13 protein-coding genes and 2 pseudogenes are annotated in these 17716 nt (G+C 57.3%); 2 read left to right on the top strand and 13 right to left on the bottom strand.

Annotated elements, in window-relative coordinates:
- Positions 1-156: 156 nt before the first annotated feature.
- From NCS28_RS31885 to NCS28_RS31845, 9 genes and pseudogenes are all read right to left on the bottom strand, one after another.
- Positions 157-660 (bottom strand): ureidoglycolate lyase, encoded by a 504-nt coding sequence (locus NCS28_RS31885; RefSeq protein WP_250517766.1) that lies wholly within the window; start codon positions 658-660, stop codon positions 157-159.
- Positions 661-670: 10 nt separating this feature from the next.
- Positions 671-1447, bottom strand: a complete 777-nt coding sequence (locus tag NCS28_RS31880; protein ID WP_250517765.1) for a FadR/GntR family transcriptional regulator — start codon at positions 1445-1447, stop codon at positions 671-673.
- A gap of 1055 nt (positions 1448-2502) precedes the next feature.
- Positions 2503-3519, bottom strand: a complete 1017-nt coding sequence (locus tag NCS28_RS31875) for an IS110 family RNA-guided transposase (protein WP_250517764.1) — start codon at positions 3517-3519, stop codon at positions 2503-2505.
- 359 nt (positions 3520-3878) lie between these two features.
- Positions 3879-4755: pseudogene (locus tag NCS28_RS31870) on the bottom strand (IS110 family RNA-guided transposase).
- 91 nt (positions 4756-4846) lie between these two features.
- A pseudogene (locus NCS28_RS31865) lies at positions 4847-5320 on the bottom strand (transposase); the annotation flags it as partial.
- 173 nt (positions 5321-5493) lie between these two features.
- Entirely contained in the window at positions 5494-6669 is a 1176-nt protein-coding gene (locus NCS28_RS31860) for a formamidase (RefSeq protein ID WP_250517763.1), read from the bottom strand.
- A gap of 331 nt (positions 6670-7000) precedes the next feature.
- On the bottom strand, positions 7001-7537 hold the full coding sequence (locus tag NCS28_RS31855) for an ureidoglycolate lyase (RefSeq protein ID WP_250517762.1): 537 nt from the start codon (positions 7535-7537) through the stop codon (positions 7001-7003).
- Complete coding sequence (gene alc, locus NCS28_RS31850; protein ID WP_250517761.1) at positions 7534-8544, bottom strand: allantoicase; 1011 nt, start codon at positions 8542-8544, stop codon at positions 7534-7536. The genes NCS28_RS31855 and alc overlap by 4 nt, the downstream gene beginning before the upstream one ends.
- Positions 8545-8575: 31 nt before the next feature.
- Positions 8576-9907 carry a C4-dicarboxylate transporter DctA gene (locus NCS28_RS31845; RefSeq protein ID WP_250517760.1) on the bottom strand — a complete coding sequence of 444 codons (1332 nt, stop codon included), beginning with the start codon at positions 9905-9907 and terminating at the stop codon, positions 8576-8578.
- 227 nt (positions 9908-10134) lie between these two features.
- Between NCS28_RS31845 and NCS28_RS31840 the strand changes: the two genes are divergently transcribed.
- Both NCS28_RS31840 and NCS28_RS31835 read left to right on the top strand, forming a co-directional pair.
- Positions 10135-10842 (top strand): FadR/GntR family transcriptional regulator, encoded by a 708-nt coding sequence (locus tag NCS28_RS31840; protein ID WP_250517759.1) that lies wholly within the window; start codon positions 10135-10137, stop codon positions 10840-10842.
- Between the two features lie 1183 nt (positions 10843-12025).
- Positions 12026-12868 carry a MurR/RpiR family transcriptional regulator gene (locus tag NCS28_RS31835; protein ID WP_250517758.1) on the top strand — a complete coding sequence of 281 codons (843 nt, stop codon included), beginning with the start codon at positions 12026-12028 and terminating at the stop codon, positions 12866-12868.
- Between the two features lie 4 nt (positions 12869-12872).
- On the opposite strand, the gene NCS28_RS31830 is transcribed toward NCS28_RS31835, so the two are convergent.
- The 4 genes from NCS28_RS31830 to NCS28_RS31815 all read right to left on the bottom strand — a co-directional run bounded on the left by NCS28_RS31830 (position 12873) and on the right by NCS28_RS31815 (position 17705).
- The gene (locus NCS28_RS31830; RefSeq protein WP_250517757.1) at positions 12873-13292 is read right to left on the bottom strand and encodes a DUF3830 family protein; all 420 of its coding nucleotides are present in this window, start codon (positions 13290-13292) and stop codon (positions 12873-12875) included.
- 156 nt (positions 13293-13448) lie between these two features.
- Positions 13449-14582, bottom strand: coding sequence for a porin (locus NCS28_RS31825; protein WP_250517756.1), 1134 nt, complete (start codon positions 14580-14582; stop codon positions 13449-13451).
- A 284-nt stretch (positions 14583-14866) separates the two neighbouring features.
- Positions 14867-16114 carry a Zn-dependent hydrolase gene (locus NCS28_RS31820; protein WP_250517755.1) on the bottom strand — a complete coding sequence of 416 codons (1248 nt, stop codon included), beginning with the start codon at positions 16112-16114 and terminating at the stop codon, positions 14867-14869.
- A gap of 10 nt (positions 16115-16124) precedes the next feature.
- Positions 16125-17705, bottom strand: coding sequence for an ABC transporter substrate-binding protein (locus tag NCS28_RS31815; protein WP_250517754.1), 1581 nt, complete (start codon positions 17703-17705; stop codon positions 16125-16127).
- Positions 17706-17716: the final 11 nt, after the last annotated feature.

Genomic DNA, 17716 nt, shown 5'->3' with positions numbered 1-17716 from the left:
TCACCGAAACCTCACCCATTTTGGCTCGTCTGAGATGCAAATTTTATACCGCATCTCAGATGAATTTTTCTTGTTCTCGCGCGCCGACGCAGCGACATTGTTCTTCAATAAACACGGCACATTTCGGCTCGCTCCTAACCTAGGGTCACAAAAGCGCTAACGCGTCAAAATCGGCCGATCCCTCTCGTCAAACCAAAATTCGTTGCAATTTCTTCCGGGGCCGGCGCGATCAATTACAAGAAATTCAGCATCTTTATCAGGCACAATCAACGTATGATGCCAGACACCTATTCTATAATTTATCCCTTGCTTTCCATCGCTGATAAACGCTTTTAGTTCTCCTGGCGTGCCATCATATTTGTCGACGGCAACGACGGTGATAAATGGACTCTCGGTTAAAGGTATAAAAGCTTGACTAGAAAGCACGAACTGCTGAACGAATTTTATCACTAACGGAAACTGGTTCGGGCGCGCGTGCAGAATGCTGACGGCGGGACGCCCGCTTTCTCTGTTAACGTCAATGTTCGCCAAATCGTGAAATCGCTTGGCCATCCCCTCATTCAACCGAAAGCTTTGTTTTCCATCTCGCGATATTACTTCCCCAAATGGCGCAAAACCGTCATCTGTCAGTGGTCGAATTTGCAACCGATGTTGGAGCATTTCTCACCTCCTAGCTTTTATCCATTAATTCTATCGAAATTCCGGCCCGCTCAGCTGAGTAACGAATATGTGATTCAACCGCTCGACGAGTCTCGATCGGATCGTGGTCAGCGAGGGCGCTAATAATCGACTCGACCTCTTCCATCGAACCGATGATCGAGTCAAATCGATGGTCGGAAAAAGCCGCTTGACAACTCCGCTCAATCTCCGACTTCAATCGTTCCGCTGCATCAATTGCAACGCCATTCCCAGACCATCGGACTATCGACAGATAGAATTCGATTGAATACTCGCTGAAGTTGAACATGTTTTGTTGAGCACCCGCAGCGCGCATTTTACTGACAAGCGCCCGTAACTCTGAAATCTGCCCACTTGTCACGACAGTCGCAAGCAGCATCGCTGCCATCCCTTCCGTGGCGTAACGGTATTGATAGATCTCCTTCAATCCATATTTGCCGGAAGACTGCCCGTTGCGCTTCGTATAGCGGTGACGCTCTTCGTCTGACAGAACGAAGACGCCGCGTCCTGGCACGATCCGCAGGTATCCGAGCGTCTCAAGTGCTGTCAGTGCCTCCCGCAGAGAATTTCGACTTATGCCTAATTCGTTCGCAAGATCTCGCTGCGACGGGAGACGTTGGCCCGCACGCAGCGCGCCGTCGAGAATTAGTTGTTGTAAGGCTTCTGCGGCATGATGGCTAACCGGGGAACGGTCAGGCCGCAGCGGTGCGAGTGGCCCGCGGTCGTCGTGCAACGTTCGTTTTAGGTCAAGTTGTTTGCAGTCGCTCATGGCGCTATCCTAGCAAACAGTCTCCATTTTGAAGCAAATACACTCGGGATGATCGGGTCCGCCATAGTCAACGCTGACTGGCCTCCAGAGGCCGAGTCAAACAATTATGGCTTTTTCTAGCGTCGAGGTCGTCGGAAATGGCGATTTGCGCTCGCGATTGGGACACAGCGTCAATCGGCGGCCCGGCGGCCCGGCCGCGATTAAGCTACCGGACTATGCAAGCGCATTTCAAGACGGAATGCATGGGTCCCGTACGATCGTCGAGGCGGGAATAGCGTCTAAATTACCCCGCCAAGTGAGCCTGGCCAGTAAACGCCCCGCAATCCAGTGTGACTGCAATTATCTGTCGAGTGATAAGCGTCTTGCCCATCCGATGGTCGGCAACGCTGCAAAGCACTTATTCGTTGACATGGAGCCTCTAGGTCCTCCACGCCGGAAGACGATTGTCTCGGGCTCTGACGGGACTGACAGCAATTTCCGACGATATGCTCGCAACCCGCAAATGTAAAGTGGGTCAAACCACAGAGGTATACCGGAGCAGCTGGACCGCGTTTAAAATGGAGACCATAGACGCTACACTAGCTGACGTCTGAGAGCAGGAAAAATACTCTCATCGATGAGACGGCCTCAAAAGCGCATATTTACTCCGAAATCCACAGGCAATATTTCCGTGAGAATTCCAATCCAAGAGCAACGCAGGGATATCTACGAAGAACCCTTATATGGACGCCTCCCTTGTGGCAAGGAAGTTTTGGAAATTCTGGTAGCGGATCAACTGCGGACTTATACATGGCCTCGTCCCGTTTGCCAAATGATCTGATCCACAGCGAGCAGGTGCTGGATTGCATATATACATTCGGCCTGTTGATGGCACGGTTGTGCCTGGCCCCAATGGATTTCGCCCGACGACTCCTTCATATATCCACGGCTTCGAAAGCCCTAAGTCCGCGCAGGTTCTGTCGTCGACGGTCCGACCTGTTTTGCCATTGAATCAAATCCCTTGTGCAACCGATGAAGAGGTAAAGCAGCGACAAAGTATGTGATCGGGATTCCGCTCATACCGGCGGCGCGTACTCCTGACCACGTGCGAGCAACACCCAGATCGTTCTGGCAATCTTGTTCGCGAGTGCGACGACAGCGACATTTGTTCCGCGACGCGCCTGAACCTCGAGTATCCATCGGGAGAGTTTGTCCGTATGCCTTACGGCTTGCTGGACAACCGATCGCGCACCATGTACCAGCAGCATCCGCAGATACCCGTTACCACGCTTCGTAATACCGAACAGACGATCTCTGCCGCCTGACGAGTGTTGACGTGGTGTCAGGCCAAGCCACGCTGCAAACTGCCGACCGTTTGAGAACTCGGAGGCACTGCCGGCCGCGGCAATGACGCCGGTTGCGATCATCGGTCCGACACCACGGATCTTCTCGAGGCGCTTGCTTATGGGCGATGCCTTGTGCGCTTGCTGGATCAGACTGTCATACCTCGCGATCTGCTTATCGAGCAAGGCAAGTCGCTCGTACATGTCACGCATCATTGTTCGGGTCAGTCCTGTCAGCTCGTTGTGCTCGTCATCGATAATCGTGGGAAGTTGCGTCCGCACTTTGAGAGGTGTCTGCGCAATAACCACGCCGTATTCAGTCAGCAAGCCTCGAATCTGATTGATCTGCGCGATGCGGTCTCGCATCAGAAGACTGCGGATGCGGTGCATGGACTGGATGTCTTGCTGCTCAACGCTGTTGACTGCAACGTAGCGCATCGTCGGACGAGATGCGGCTTCAACAATCGCTTCCGCGTCATTTCGATCATTCTTCTGGGATTTGACGAACGGCTTGACGAATCGCGGGGCGATGATCTGGACCTGATGCCCCATCGCGGTGAACCGCCGAGCCCAGTAGTGCGCTCCACCACAAGCTTCCATCACAATGCGGCAGCACGGCAGGCAGATAACCGCTTCCAGGAGCCTGTTGCGGCTGACTCGCCGGCTCAATACCGGATGGCCGCGCTCGTCAACGCCGTACAGCTGGAAGATGTTCTTGGCTAGATCGATGCTCAGCAACGCGACGCTCATGACGGCCTCCGCTCATTCGTGGATCAGGGAGTGTTCATACTGCCATGCACTTTGATGGAGATCGTTAGCGTTCATCCACCGAAGGTGGGACGAGGCCATTCCACTATATCCGGCCTGTTCATGCAGTCCGGAGCTCGTCCGCCTGCTGGCTATGATGGTCATTCGCGAGGTCGGTGCCTACCTAAAGTACGGGCTGCGCACATGGCGCGCCTAAGCGTGGACGTGGCTTTGCCGACCCACGGTCTTGACCGCTTGCCATCATTTCCTCAACTGCACTCGCACACTCGGTTCGTCGGTTCAGCGCTTGACGCGTTCGTTGTTCATGAGGGTGGACGCTCCCGGTGCTTGCACACAGCGGCCTATGCCGCCGCTGCGGGCTTGACGTCGGGTTGGCATGCAGGCGCGATCGGATGCCATTGCACGTCATAGCGTCTGTTATGGGCGATCAAAGCCCAGGCCGTTCGCGCCAGTTTATTGGCCAGCGCAACGACGGCCACGTTTGTTGGCCTTCGCGATAGCAACGCCTGCACCCACGATGAACAGTTCTTTCTGGCTACAACAGCTCGCGCACCAGCGATGAGCAACGTGCGTAGATAGGGATCCCCGCGCCGGCTAATGCCGCCCATCTTCACCTTGCCGCCGGTACCAGTATGGCGGGGGCACAGTCCAAAGCTCGCGGCGAAATCGCGGCCATTGCGCCACGCGCTTGCATTGCCCAATACCGCCGCAAGCGCCGTGGCGCCTAGCACACCGATTCCGGGCACTTCTCGCAATGTTTGCGCTGCCCCCACGCTGTGCTGCACGGAGGCGATCTCCTCATCGAGCACTTCGATGTCGTGGTCGATTTCGCGCAGCGATCTCAGTTGCTCAGTCAACAGCCTCATCATTAGCGGCGGCAGTCTCGCATCGATGTCCGCGCGTTGTTGCTCAAGCATCCGTAGCGCGGCTGGACGCGCGGGCGTCGGCCATGTCGTCCTTATTGCCTCGGACGAAGGCGCGGATCTGGCCAGCGGGCAGTAACTCGACGGCATGCCCCATGGGGGTCAACGCACGTGCCCAATGAAGAGCTCCCCCGCAGGCCTCCACGGCTACGCGGACGGGCTGCAACCGTGCGAAGAACTCCAGGAATTTCGCCCTGCTGAGTCTCTTGCGGTGGATCTCGCCGGTCTCGACGTCGACCCAGTGCAACTGCATTACATTCTTGGCCGTATCGACGGCGTACGTGGTGCCATTCATGGTGGGACCTCCGTTGGATGATGGGATGCAACCTCCACAGGAGCATTTTATGCCTGGCCAAACGCGCGTTCCCATCGCGTTTCTGGAGGGGGCCCGCCAACTCGGGCGGGAGGCGTCCATACCATCTGAAGTGCTCGCCCGAGAGCAGATCCTTCTTCTCGGCGAGGGCCACCACTTCGTTGAAGAATTCGACGATTGCATGGTGCTTGATCAATCGCTCGTCATTCTTCGTGAAGACCGTGGGCACCGACACCTCGTCATCCATTTCCAGGCCGATGAACCAGCGAAAAAGCAGGTTATATTGAACCTGCTCCATCAGTTGCCGCTCCGAGCGGACGCTGTGGAGGATCTGGATCAGCATGGCTCGCAGCAACTTCTCGGGCGCGATGCTCGGCCGCCCGCCCTTCGTGTGCGCTTCATACATCCCGGCGAACAGTCGAACCATCTTCGCCAGCGCTTCGTTCGCCATCACGCGGATCGAGCGCAACGGATGCGACTTCGAGACGAAGTCGTCCAACTTTCGCGGGCAAAACAGACTCTCGGTGAACGTGTCGGCGCCGCGCATGATCTTCAATGGCCAAGTGAGAGCCTAATATCAGCGCATCAGGGCACTTCCGCGATGACATGAACCGTCGGTACTTCAGCAACGTGCTAAGCGATCGCATCTTGACCTCTTTTACTGGTTTTTCCGAAGCATTCGCTCGAATGCCGCTGCAACCACACTAGCCAACGGCGCGTCTAGGAACTGCAAGCAGGTGCGGTAGGCGCGGGCGGAAGGTTCCCTCCAGCTTCGGCGTAGCTAGTCGCCTCACTGACCACCGGAAGCGGCTTGTCCTCGCGCGGTGCCGAAGCACACTGCGCTTCTAAGGGTGACCAATTCGGAGTACACGGCAAATTTTCGTTAGTAGCTTCGATGATCAGCGCGGCATTTTCATCCACGTCTGGGAGAGGGGTGTCGGACGATGCTCCACCTTTTACGATGACTTCATCTTCCCAAGGCAGCTTGTACCGTCCTCCGACCAGGTCTTGCATGTAGGTATAGGGACAGTCGCTGACGCCACCGCTAACCGCTACGTACCCCCTGTGAGCAAGTTGGTAGATATTGTTTTCCGCACCCCACGTACGGCGTGCTTCGCGTACTAAATCTGGCCGAATTTCAGCAGTCACCAGTTCATTTTCCTTGTCGCTGCCATAGCGGATTGGTACACCATCGAAGCCGACGACAATGGCCTGACCCATTCCACCGAAGGGCCCCGAAGCGGAGCTTCCGCAAACGCTTGCCGTGTACATGAGGTTGCAAAATGCATCGGCTTGCGCAGTGAGATGCCATTGATGACGCAGAGACGAAGAATAACCTGCGATCCGAATCAGTAACTCAGCCCCTTTGTATGCTGACTCACGAGCAACCTCGGGAAACATCCCATCGTGGCAGATGACCACGGCAATTTTGCAACCCTTGGGTCCTTCGCACACTGGAATGCCTAAATCACCCGGCGCCCATGGCTCTGCCGGAACCCACGGGTGAAGCTTGCGGTAATGCAAGGAGATTTGTCCTTCATTGCTTACCAAAATCGCCGAGTTGAAAGGGTTGCCGCCCGGATTAAGTTCCATGAACGAGAAGCATGCCCATACGTTCGCCTTCAAACAAGCATCTCGAAGCACGCCGATCTCAGGGCCATCTAATGAACATTGAAGCTCCGCGCTCAAACTCTTCGACGCACCGTTGAGGGAGTACTCGGGGAAGACGATAATGTCGACATTTGGACGCCCTCGTTTTACGTCGTGAACAAATGACGCCAGCCTATTGGCAGAATGACGCAAGTCGTCCGAAGTTGTGACGTCAGCCTTAGAAAGTTGCAGCAACCCAACGATGACCCCGTTTGGCGTCTGATTCAATCCGCCTAAACCATCCATCAAACTCTCCTTAGTCGTGCTCGGTTCAGCCGAACTCTGATCAGTTTAAAAAACGGTCAAAGCGGGTGCATATAAGACGCGTTGGCCATCGGAGTCCTCCATGTTCCCCCTTTGTTGCTGGCGGGCGTTGCCGGGAAAATTGCCGACGGCAAATCTTACTGCAGGAAGGGTGTCAAACCTCTGTGGATTGACCGCGCGAGTCGGCTTCTTTTACAGCGGACCCGCCCGTCTCGCTTGCTGCCGTGGACATCAGCTTTTTCAGGGTGTTCAGTGATGCGCGCTTTACCTACATGCCACCACGCCCATATTTCTGTAGCGGGCTAACTCATTTCTAGCGGACGCGCGCATCTGATTCGACGCCACGCGGAAATTTCTGACGCTCTAAGAGCGCGAATGCCTCCGATAGCGTTACGACGTCGCAGTTTGGCTGTTCGCCGCCGCGATCCACGACGATGAAATCCGCCACCTTGTCAAGCACGATCAGTGGGTGATGCCACACGCCGCGTGCATAGTTCACGCCTTGCCAGCCGCGCGCGTAAAACGCGCGCAGGCCGGCGGCATCGAACTCGCCCGCGGGTGCGACGACCACCAGATAGCGCACGTCCGCGAGCGGCACGAACGCTTGGCTGCCGAGCGGATGACGTTCCATCATCGAGATCGCGACCGGCTGCGGGCGCGGCTGTCCGCGAAACACATTGATGAGCGGCCGCCCGCCGCTCTCGAAACCGATCTCCACGTTCGCGAGATCGTGAAAGCGCTCGGTCGTGCCCGCGTTGATCGGAAAATGACGCGCGCCTTCCAGTTCGATGACATCGCCGAACGGCGCGAAGGCCTCGCGCGTGAGCGGTTCCAGCGTCAGCGTTTTCATTCGATCTCTCCGAAGATGCGCAGCCGCGACACGCCGCCATCGGGATAGATGTTGAAGCGCACGTGCGTCACGGGACCGAGCGCGGCGAGTTCCTTCTCGAAGCGATGCACGCTGTCCATCGCGAGCTTCTGCTCGCCGAGCAGCACCGGCCAGAACATGGCCTGCGTGACGAGCGATTCGTCCGTGCCGCCTTCCACGCGCGCCGCCTGCAGCGAGCAGCGGTCGGGATAGTTGCCCTTGAAGTGCGCGGTGTCCACTTCGATCGCGCGGATCACGCCGGGATTGGCCAGCGCGACGATCGCCCAGTCGTTGCCGGGCTCGCGTCGTCGCCGGGTTTCCCAGCCGTCGCCCATGTTCACGCCGCGTCCCGGCATGAGCATTTGCGACGCCGGCCCGAAGTGCTGATTGTTCGCCGCGACGAGATACGCGCCGTTTTCGATCGCCGCGAGATCGAGCAGCGTGCCGCGCTCGACGCGCGAGAAATCGGTCTTCGGCTGACCGTAGACACGCAGCCGCGCAATGCCGCCATCGGGATAGATATTCACGCGCAGATGCGTGTAGGCGCGCGTATCGGCGATCTCCAGATAGTGATGATGATTGCCCTGCAAGGTCGTCGACGGAACGATCTCGCGCCAGTCGCCATCGTCTTGCGGATTCGCGCTTTCGCTGTAACAAGCATCGATCGACGCCGCCGGCGGGAAGTTGCCGGTGAAGTGACTCGTATCGATATCGATGCCGTAAATCACGCCCGCGCGCGCCAGCTTGACGATGCAGAAGTCATAGCCCGTCGTGCGCTTGCGGCGCGTTTCCCAGCCGTCCATCCACTTGCCGTGCTCGTCGTATTTGCCGGGGATGAACACGGCCGGCTGCGGCTCCAGCATGCGGTCCTTCGGCGCGAAGAATTCGTCGGTGGCGAAGAGCGCCTGCGCGCCGAGCCGCGGGTCCGCGAGGCTCATGTAGCGGCGGGCGAAAGCGGGAGCGTCGTCGGGCAGAATCGGGTTTGCCATTTTGCGTGTCTCTCAGGGGTGGTTATCGGGATCAGACTGCGTGCGCGTGGTCATGATCGTGAGCCGCGCCGTGTTCCAGTCCGGGAGCGGCCGGCACGAAGCGGTATTCGGCGTCCTGGTCGAGCACGCGCTTGGCGCGCACCCGGTCGATGTCGTTTTCCCACACCGCGACGATCACTGTCGCCACGCAGTTGCCGATCAGGTTCGTCACCGCGCGCGCGATACCCACGAACCAGTCCACCGGCAGGATCAGCACGAGGCCGAGCACGGGGATCGCGGGGATCGCGGAGAGCGTCGCGGCGAGAATCACGATGGCCGAGCCCGGAATGCCGTGCGCGCCCTTCGAGGTCACCAGCGACACGAGCACGACGACGATCAGGTCATGCAGCGACAGCGGCGTGTTGGTCGCCTGCGCGATGAAGATCACCGCGAGCGTGAGATAGATCGAGAAGCCGTCGAGGTTGAACGAGTAGCCGGTCGGAATCACGAGGCCGACGGTCGAATCCTTCACGCCCATCCATTCGAGCTTGCGCATGACCTGCGGCAGCACGGCGTCCGACGAAGCGGTGCCGAGCACGATCGACAGTTCCTCGCGCAGGTAACGCACCAGCTTGAAGATGGAAAAGCCCGCAAGCCGCATCACCACCGCCAGCACGACGAACACGAACAGGAAGCAGCTCGCGTAGAACACGAGCACGAGCAGGCCCAGTTGCTTCAGCGACGCGACGCCGTACTGGCCGGTCGTGAACGCGATCGCACCGAGCACGCCGAGCGGCGCGAGCTTGATGATGAACCCCATGATGCGAAAGAAGACGTTCGAGAGTTCGTCGATGAACACCGTCACGCGCTGGGCCTTGTCGCCGAGCATCGAGAGCGCCGAGCCGAACAGCACCGCGAACACCAGCACTTGCAGGATGTCGCCTTTCGCGAACGCATCGACGGCGGTGTCGGGGATGATCTTCAGCAGAAAGCCGGCGGTGTCCTTGAGACTCTTCGCATGCTCGGTGTAGGTGGCGAGCGACGCGGCGTTGAGCGTATGCAGATCGATGTTCATGCCGACGCCGGGCCGCGTGATCCACGCGAGGACCGCGCCGATCACGAGCGCGAGCGTGGTCATGATCTCGAAGTACACGACCGCCTTCAGCCCGACGCGCCCGACCTTCTTCAGATCGCCCGCGCTCGCCATGCCGCTCACCACGACGCAGAACACGATCGGCCCGATCACCATCTTGATGAGCTTCAGAAAGCCGTCGCCCAACGGCCGCAACGATTGACCGAACTGCGGAAACAGCGCGCCCACCACGATGCCGATAACCAGCGCAATCATTACCCTGCCGAACAACGAATTTAGAAATCTCGACACGACCGTCTCCTCGTGTAATGTCTCAGGACCCGAGCAACTGTTCCGACTGGTCGGACCAGTGCTGTGATGTGGAATATTAGAAAGCCGATATAACCCCGTCAAGGACGTATTCGTAGCGGTATACCCTGTTCGATTCGGGCACGAAAATGCGAGCGATACGGTCCATCACACGCGCGCCCGGCACACGCATACAATGGCGGTCAGACCGGCCAATACTGTTTCTTCCTATGAAAAACGTCCCGCATACCGTGACCGACGCCGCGATCGCAACCATTCGCGAGCGCATCGAATCTAGCGTGTACCCGGTCGGGAGCCTGTTGCCGGCGCAACGGCAACTGTCGGAAGAGCTGTCGATCAGCAGGGCGTCGCTGCGCGAGGCGCTCTCGACGCTCGAAGCGCTTGGCATGCTGCATATCCGGCCGGGCAAGGGTGTGTACGTCAACAACGCGCAGGCGAGCACCACGCATCCGTGGCGCTTCGCGGATCAGGCATCGCTGCCCGACACGTACCAGATGCGCTTCGCGCTGGAAGGATTCGTCGCGCGGCTCGCGGCGCATTCGATCGGCGATTCGGACATCGACTGGCTCGACGACAATCTCGATTCGTTGCACGCGGCGCTGACGGAATCGGCACTCGAGGAAGCCGCGCAACTGGATTTCGCGTTCCACATGCGCATCGTGAGTCTCGCGGGGAACGCGGCGATCGAATCGATCCTGCGCGGCAGCGCCGACATCATGAAGGAGAGCCAGCGCCTGCCGTTTTATCGGCGCGAGCTGGTGCTGTCGACGTATCACGAGCACGCGGTCATCATCGAAGCGTTGAAGGCGCGCGACGGAGAGAAGGCCGGCCGCGCGATCGAAGGGCACATCGTCAATGCGGCGCAGCGCGCGGGCGTGCATTTTCCCCTACCCACTTTGACTGTCAGTAACGCGTAGAGGATCATCGATAGTTCTATGCACGGACAGCGATGATCAGGTAAAGCAACACAAAAGCTTGGCAACTTCCGGCACCGACGGTAGTGGCAGCCGGTCGCATCCGTGATGCTAACGCGAAAAGTCGGGGGCTATTTCGTCAGGCCCTCCGAGTATTGCAGGGATGCAGAGCAAAGTGTGACCGCCGGTTCCGTACGGTTCCTCATCCGGGCCAAGCCTAACTCACAGTGCAGGCCAAGTTTCCGGTTTGCGCGGCCGCGGCCCAGTTGCTGAATTCTGCGCGCGGCTCGTAAGAATCGATGCAAGGTTGGTCGACCGCGTTCGGGCGTGTCTGGAGTGATCAGGCGCCCGTGAGTACGGCGGACGCCATCGGCTTCGAATTCGAAATCGGCGAACGTGCCGCCGATGGCGATGCGACGCGCGGACGCGCCGGTACGCCGTCGGTTACAGCAGTAGGCCCATGACGCATTATGGCAAAGAGACGGCGCGCGGAGTTGCACAGCCGATACCGGGACGATTCAGGGGACGAACCGCGGCGCGTTCGACTTTGGAGCTCTGATGTTCGCTTCCCCACCCCCTGCGCCGAGAAACTGCAAGCCACACAGGCAGCAGGCGGCGAGGCATGCCCCAATCGCAAACATGGCGGCACCGCAGCAATGCGACTCCTCCGATCATAGGCATTGCGTTAGGCTTAGGCCTGCCAGAACCGAATGTGTCTCCTTTCGATGAGATAGCGCCGGGCGGGTCCGGTTCACCAGTCGCGCATGCTCTCAGCTTCTGAGTGAAAATCCTAGCCACCGAATCGACGCTCCCGGCTCAAATGGTGTTCGAGTCACTTTTCCGTCACGCGTGTTTGCCCGGACAAGGACGAGCGCGGCTTTGAATGCCTGACGATCACAGTGACGAACCACGTGTTGCGGTCCATCACTCATCCGGACGGTTTCCTCATTCGCAAGCGCGATTTTGAGCGCCGCCGCGAAAATCATCCGGGAGGGTTCGCTATCATTGATCGCGCTGCCCAAATCACGTGCTTCTCCCGCTCGGATGGCCGCAGGGCCGCCGGGACCGTTACGTGTAACGGGATCCGTTAAAATGTACTGCTTTTTGCAAGTGCCAGACTAGCTCCACTGACGTAACCTGGCCTTATTATGGTTATTTTGAGCACAAACCCAGAGGAGCGATCGCCATGAGGCTTCCGATTGAAGACCGTCTTAAAGAGATCTACGAGGAACTTCCTTACAGCGAACGCGTACTGGCCGACCTACTCATAGATTTCCCGGGTGTGTTGGCAACACATTCCATCTCGGAGCTGGTCCAGCGAGCCAACACATCGAATGCCGCAGCCACAAGACTGGTCAAACGGCTCGGCTATAAAAACGCTCAAGAAATCCGCAAACAGGTACGAGAGGCCCGCGAGAATGGATCGCCGCGCTATTTGAATACCTTTGTCCATGATACGCTGGACTTCGAAAGCAGCGTCAAGCAACACGTCGATTTCGAAATCCAGAACCTGTTGCAAAGTTTTAGTGAACTGGAAGAGAACACGCTCAAGGAGATCGTCACGGCGCTTGCACAGGCCCGTAATATTTGGATTGTCGGCTATGGCAATAGCCATATGACAGCAATGTACCTGCGCCAGCAACTCATCCAGTTACGTGAGTACGTGGAGGTGCTTCCCCGCTCAGGGCAGGCAATAGAAAAAGATCTTTCGGGGCTGAGGAAGCAGGACATGGTGGTTATTGTTGGCTTTCGTCGACGTAGCGAGATCCGCTATAAGCTTCTGCAATATGCCAGGAGTGTCGAAGCAACCATCCTGTACGTCACTGACCATTCCGAACCGAAAACGAACGACCTGGCAAACTGGACGGTCCGTTGCCGGGTCCAAAGCACGTCGCTGTTCGACTCGTATACTTCAGCGTACAGCATTCTCAATTACATTTGCGCTTCGCTAACCGATCACCTTGGCCGAGCTGCTTCCAACCGGCTCGCGCAGGCAGAAAGGCTGCACGAGCTCATCCGGAGCCAGTGACAGATCATTCCAACTCAAAGACAATTTCCTGTGCACCATCCCAGTGCACCAGCTCTCCAAATTTCGGTAAGGAATCCTGATTTTTAATAATGGTCAGAAAGCGGCTGCCCGCTATTTTTCCGTACTCGCAGGAAAACTCATTCGGACCATAGGGCATGTAGATCTCTCCGCCGCCACGCGTCGCATCACCCGGATACAGGACGACATCTCCATTTTGTGGATAACTTGTAGCATTTTCATAACCGAGCTCGGCGGCCGTTGTACCCAGTCGAATAAACACCGCTTTGCCGCTCCATCGACCCTGGCTGATATGTGACTTGAAGGGCAGTTTGTTCAAGAACCATGCGCAGCTCTTCGGTGCGCTTTCCTCTTCCAGTCGGGCGAAGTACACATACTCCCCTGAAGTAATTTTTATACGTTTCATGAGTCACCTCATTTAAAGTGAATAAACCTCGGATTTGCGAAGTGTCGAAACCCTGCAACCGAATAAACCTGCTTGACATCCAGATACATGCGTGCGCCGATGAGCGAATAGCTCCTCAGGGGGCATGTCGTTGAGCGCGACAGGCAGCCGCGCTTGCTAGAATCGATGACGCAAGCCAATGGATACGCCCGTCAGATCCTCACCGGCGGTCACCCCCAATGCACCGTTGGAGAAGTCATACCGAGCGGCGGCCCCGTTCGAGATGCGCGATGCCACCATGCGTATCAACGTGCTCTTGCTCAGCGCGTATGTGTATCCCAAGGTGAATAAGCGCGCACGCGTGCTACCGGCCGTCGCACAATTCACGCCGTTGTTGGTTGTTACGCCATTGCACTCAACCGGCTGGCTCTGGACAAACATTGCATAGACACTGTGAGCTACGCTGCTCCAGCGAGTAATGACGCCGAAACTGTGTTCGGTAATCTTGCCGTTACCCGTGCCGAAGTTCCCGCTGTTCTTAGCCAGATCGTAAAACGCACCCACCATCCAATCCGGCAGAACCTGGTACTGCACGCCGATACGATGCCGTACGTCGCGACTGTTGGCTTGTGCCAACCCAGTCGGGTTGGCGTTGTTCCTGGAATCATAGGCGTAACCCAACAGGAAAGGCCCAGCCTGGTACCTGAGACCGGCGCCGAACATGTTGTCCGTGGGTCCGCTCGTGTTTTGTCCGAACCCATAGAGCAGGTCCGCCCTGAACCCGTAGACACTAGGTGAACGATACCGCACAGAACTGGGCCTGCGACTATCCGCACCGGTTGAACGACCGTTGATAGTCAGCAAGGACTGGATTGCACCAATGCCGGTATTACCGCCAGGAGTCAGATCAAAAACCAGTCCCAAGTCCCGCATGGGGGTTGTATTCTGCCCGAGCGTCAGCAGCCCCCACCGATCGTTTTGCAAACCGACGTACGTGTCCCGGTTAAACCCAGAGAACGAGCCCGAGTTAATGGAGTAGTTGCCTTCGATCTGAAACACCGCTGACAGGCCGCCACCCAGTGGCTCGATGCCCCGCAAACCGAAGTAAGACCCTTCGGACGACAAACGCGTGACATTTGCGCTCTGGGCGGTCGGCGTTCCGGTGATATGGATGTAGTCCACCGATGCATCTGCTACCCCATAGAGCGTCACCGTTTGTGCGTGCGCTGCGGGCCAAACCGATAACAGCACAGCAGCAGGCAGGATATTTTTTAGTTTCATGATTTCACGACCAAGATTGATCTTCGACATGGCTAGCGCCACTCACCTGAAACTGGCGTGAGTTTCTTAAAATCACCAAACGCGTTTCCCTCGATATCGCACGACCAGCAAATCTAATTCACACAACCTACAATTTAGCATTTATTAGTATAACTAAATCAATAAATTGATGTCGTATTCAATATTTTTCGTTGAGTTGATGAAACCTCTCGATTTCCGTTAATTACCGAATATGACACTGATGAGATGAGCGTGAAAGTCCAACGCTCCAAGAAGGACGTGTGGCACAGACGTCATCGGATAGCCATTGTGACCTACGGCTCGATCACTCCTTCTCCTGCGCCGGCCAGTTCCAGCAGGGTTTGGTAAAGAACCCTTGTCCCATCCGAACAGTCCTCGGGTGTACTCCATTCATCCGGGTTGTGGCTGATGCCGTCTACGGAACGCACGAATATCATGCCCATCGGACAGAAGTCGTAATAGGACCCGGAATCGTGTCCTGCCCCGCTCGGAAGCAAAAATATGGGGAGATTCAGCTTTTCGAATGCGTTCCTAATAGGAGCCTGTACCTCTTGAGCACATAGCTTGGAAATCCCCCTGCCGAAGATAGTGATATCAAAGCCGATGTCGCGCTCTTCACAGATTGCCCGGGAAACACTCACAATTCGGTCGAGCAAGACATCGCGTACCGCCGCATCGATGTCCCTGCAGTCCAGGGAAAACTCGACCTTGTTCGGAATAACGTTGACGCCTCCTGGAAAGGCCTTAATCAAGCCAACCGTCGCGACTGCGCTCCCGGTCAGTCGCGCCTCCTCTTCGATCATCTGGATAATGGCCGCGGCTGCAGCCATCGGGTCACGACGCAGGGACATTGGGGTGGTACCCGCATGCCTCGCCTCTCCCGTCAGCGTAATTCGGCTGCGCGACGAAGCGCAAATTCCCGTCACGACGCCAACCGACAGCCCCCGGCTGGCAAGCACGCTCCCTTGTTCGATGTGAAGCTCGACGTGAGCCTTGACAGATCCCGGCGCCCTCGCAGCCTCCTGCACGCGGTTCGGATCGATGCCCAACGCCTCGAGCGCCTCAGCGATCGATATCCCGTTCTCGTCGGTACGCAGCAAGCGCGCCGGCTCATGCTTGCCAGTCATGATCCGCGAGCCGGAGTAGCTGGCTGCAAATCGGCAGCCTTCCTCATCCCGATACGCGCATACCTCCAGTGCGTGGTCAGTGACCACACCACGCTCGTTCATGCTTTGTAGCACCTCGATGCCGCCCGCGATGCCCAACGCACCATCGAACATCCCTCCCTCCTGCGTGGTGTCCGAATGGGAGCCCGTCAACACCACCGGCCAATCCGGAAAGCGTCCTTCCTTGCGGCCGATGAGGTTGCCAGCCGCGTCCATGCGCACTTGCAGCCCTGCATCACACATCCACTCGGCGATCAGATCAATGCCCTGCCGGTCCAACTCACTGAGGGCCAGGCGGGTTACGCCACCTTGCTGCGTGCGCCCAATCGCTCCCAATCTGTTCAATCTGTCAAATAAGCGGGTTTGGTTGATCATGTGACTCTGCCTATTTTTTCTTGATGTCTTCGACGAGAATATCTTGCGTAACCGGCGGCACGAAGCTCACGCGCTTCGAATTGATGCCGGTGAAATACCGTTCGTTGTAGAGATAGATGTATGGGAGATCCGTAACGAGAATCTGTTGCACTTCCTCGTACATCCTGGCGCGTTGTTCCTGGTCTGTGGTCTGCATCGCCTGATCCAGCAGACTGTCTACCTTTTCGTTCCTGTATCCAATACGCTGGAAGTACACCTTCGAGTTCAGCGCGTTGAGCGGCAGGAAAGGATCGAACATGCTGTTGCCGTAGCCGGCGAGCATCAGATCCTTGTTCTTGTTGCTGTTGCGCACCTGGACGTACTTGCTGGACTCAAGCAGTTCCATCTCAACCTGTATACCCACACCCGCCAGCATTGCGGCGATGAGTTGCCCCAGTTCGGAATCGCGCTGGTAGCGCCCCTCAGGGATCTGCAGCGTGAGCTTGAGCGGATGGCCATCGCTATACCCAGCCTCTTTGAGCAGTGCCCTAGCCTTTTCCGGGTCATAGGCGGAAGTGTTATACAGGCTCTTCTCGAAACCAAGAGTGCCCGGCGTAATATGCGTTTGGGTCGGCGTGCCCAGACCATTGAAGAGCTTCTTGACGATCAGACGGCTGTCGATCGCATGCTCGATGGCCTGACGCACACGTGGGTCGGAGGTCGGGAATCCCCGGTTGCAATTGGCGATAAGCAACATCACCTGGGTAGAATCACCATCGACGATTTTCAGACCGGCCTGACTATTAATCCGATTCCAGTCAGATGGTGGCACTGCCGTCACTAGGTCCATCCCGCCGGTGAGAAGCTCGTTGACTCGAGTCGCGGCATCAGGCAGCACGGTCAGTACCGCGTTTTTCCAGTCCGAGACCTTACCCTTGAAGTATCCGTCGAACCGCTTCAACACGAGCCGGTGGTCAAGTTCGTACTTCACGACTTCATAGGGTCCCGAACCGACAGGATGCTGCGTGAAATAGTCCACACCCCTCGCCTTGAAGTACTGCTCGGGCAGGATGCTGCCTCCCATGCGCACCAGCCGGTTCAACAGTACCGGGTCAGGATACCGAGTGACGATCTGAAAATCGTACTTGTCGAGTACCTTGACCGCCTTGATCGACGCAAAGCGCGGGTTTTCAATCAGCGACTTATCGGAAACGACGCGATCCAGCGTGAACTTCACATCGTTGGCGGTCAGTTCGTCGCCGTTGTGGAATCGGATGCCATGATGCAGCGAGAACTCCCAGGTAATGGGATCGATCTGCCGGAAGCGCTCGGCCAAATGCGGTTGAAAATGGCCGTCCTTGTCAATTCTGACCAACGTATCGAAGATGTTCATCAACGGCGTGCCGTAGCTGCCGTTATTCTGCGGATCGAACGACAGAATACCCTTGTCCATACCGATCCTCAGGGTATCGGAATCCCGCGGTACCGCGGACTGATCGTCGCTTTGTGCGTGCCCTCCCTTGAACAGGAAATGTCCCACCAGCGCGACGACCACGATGCCAAGAATGATCACCCAGCCAATCCGCTTGGGCGGGGTCTTGTTCTTTTCCATTCTGGATTTCC

Origin of the sequence: Caballeronia sp. INDeC2 (assembly GCF_023631325.1) — a bacterium.
In the GTDB taxonomy this organism is placed as follows: Bacteria; Pseudomonadota; Gammaproteobacteria; order Burkholderiales; family Burkholderiaceae; genus Caballeronia.
Note: the sequence above shows the minus strand (reverse complement) of the source record. Positions and strands in the feature narration are given on the sequence as shown.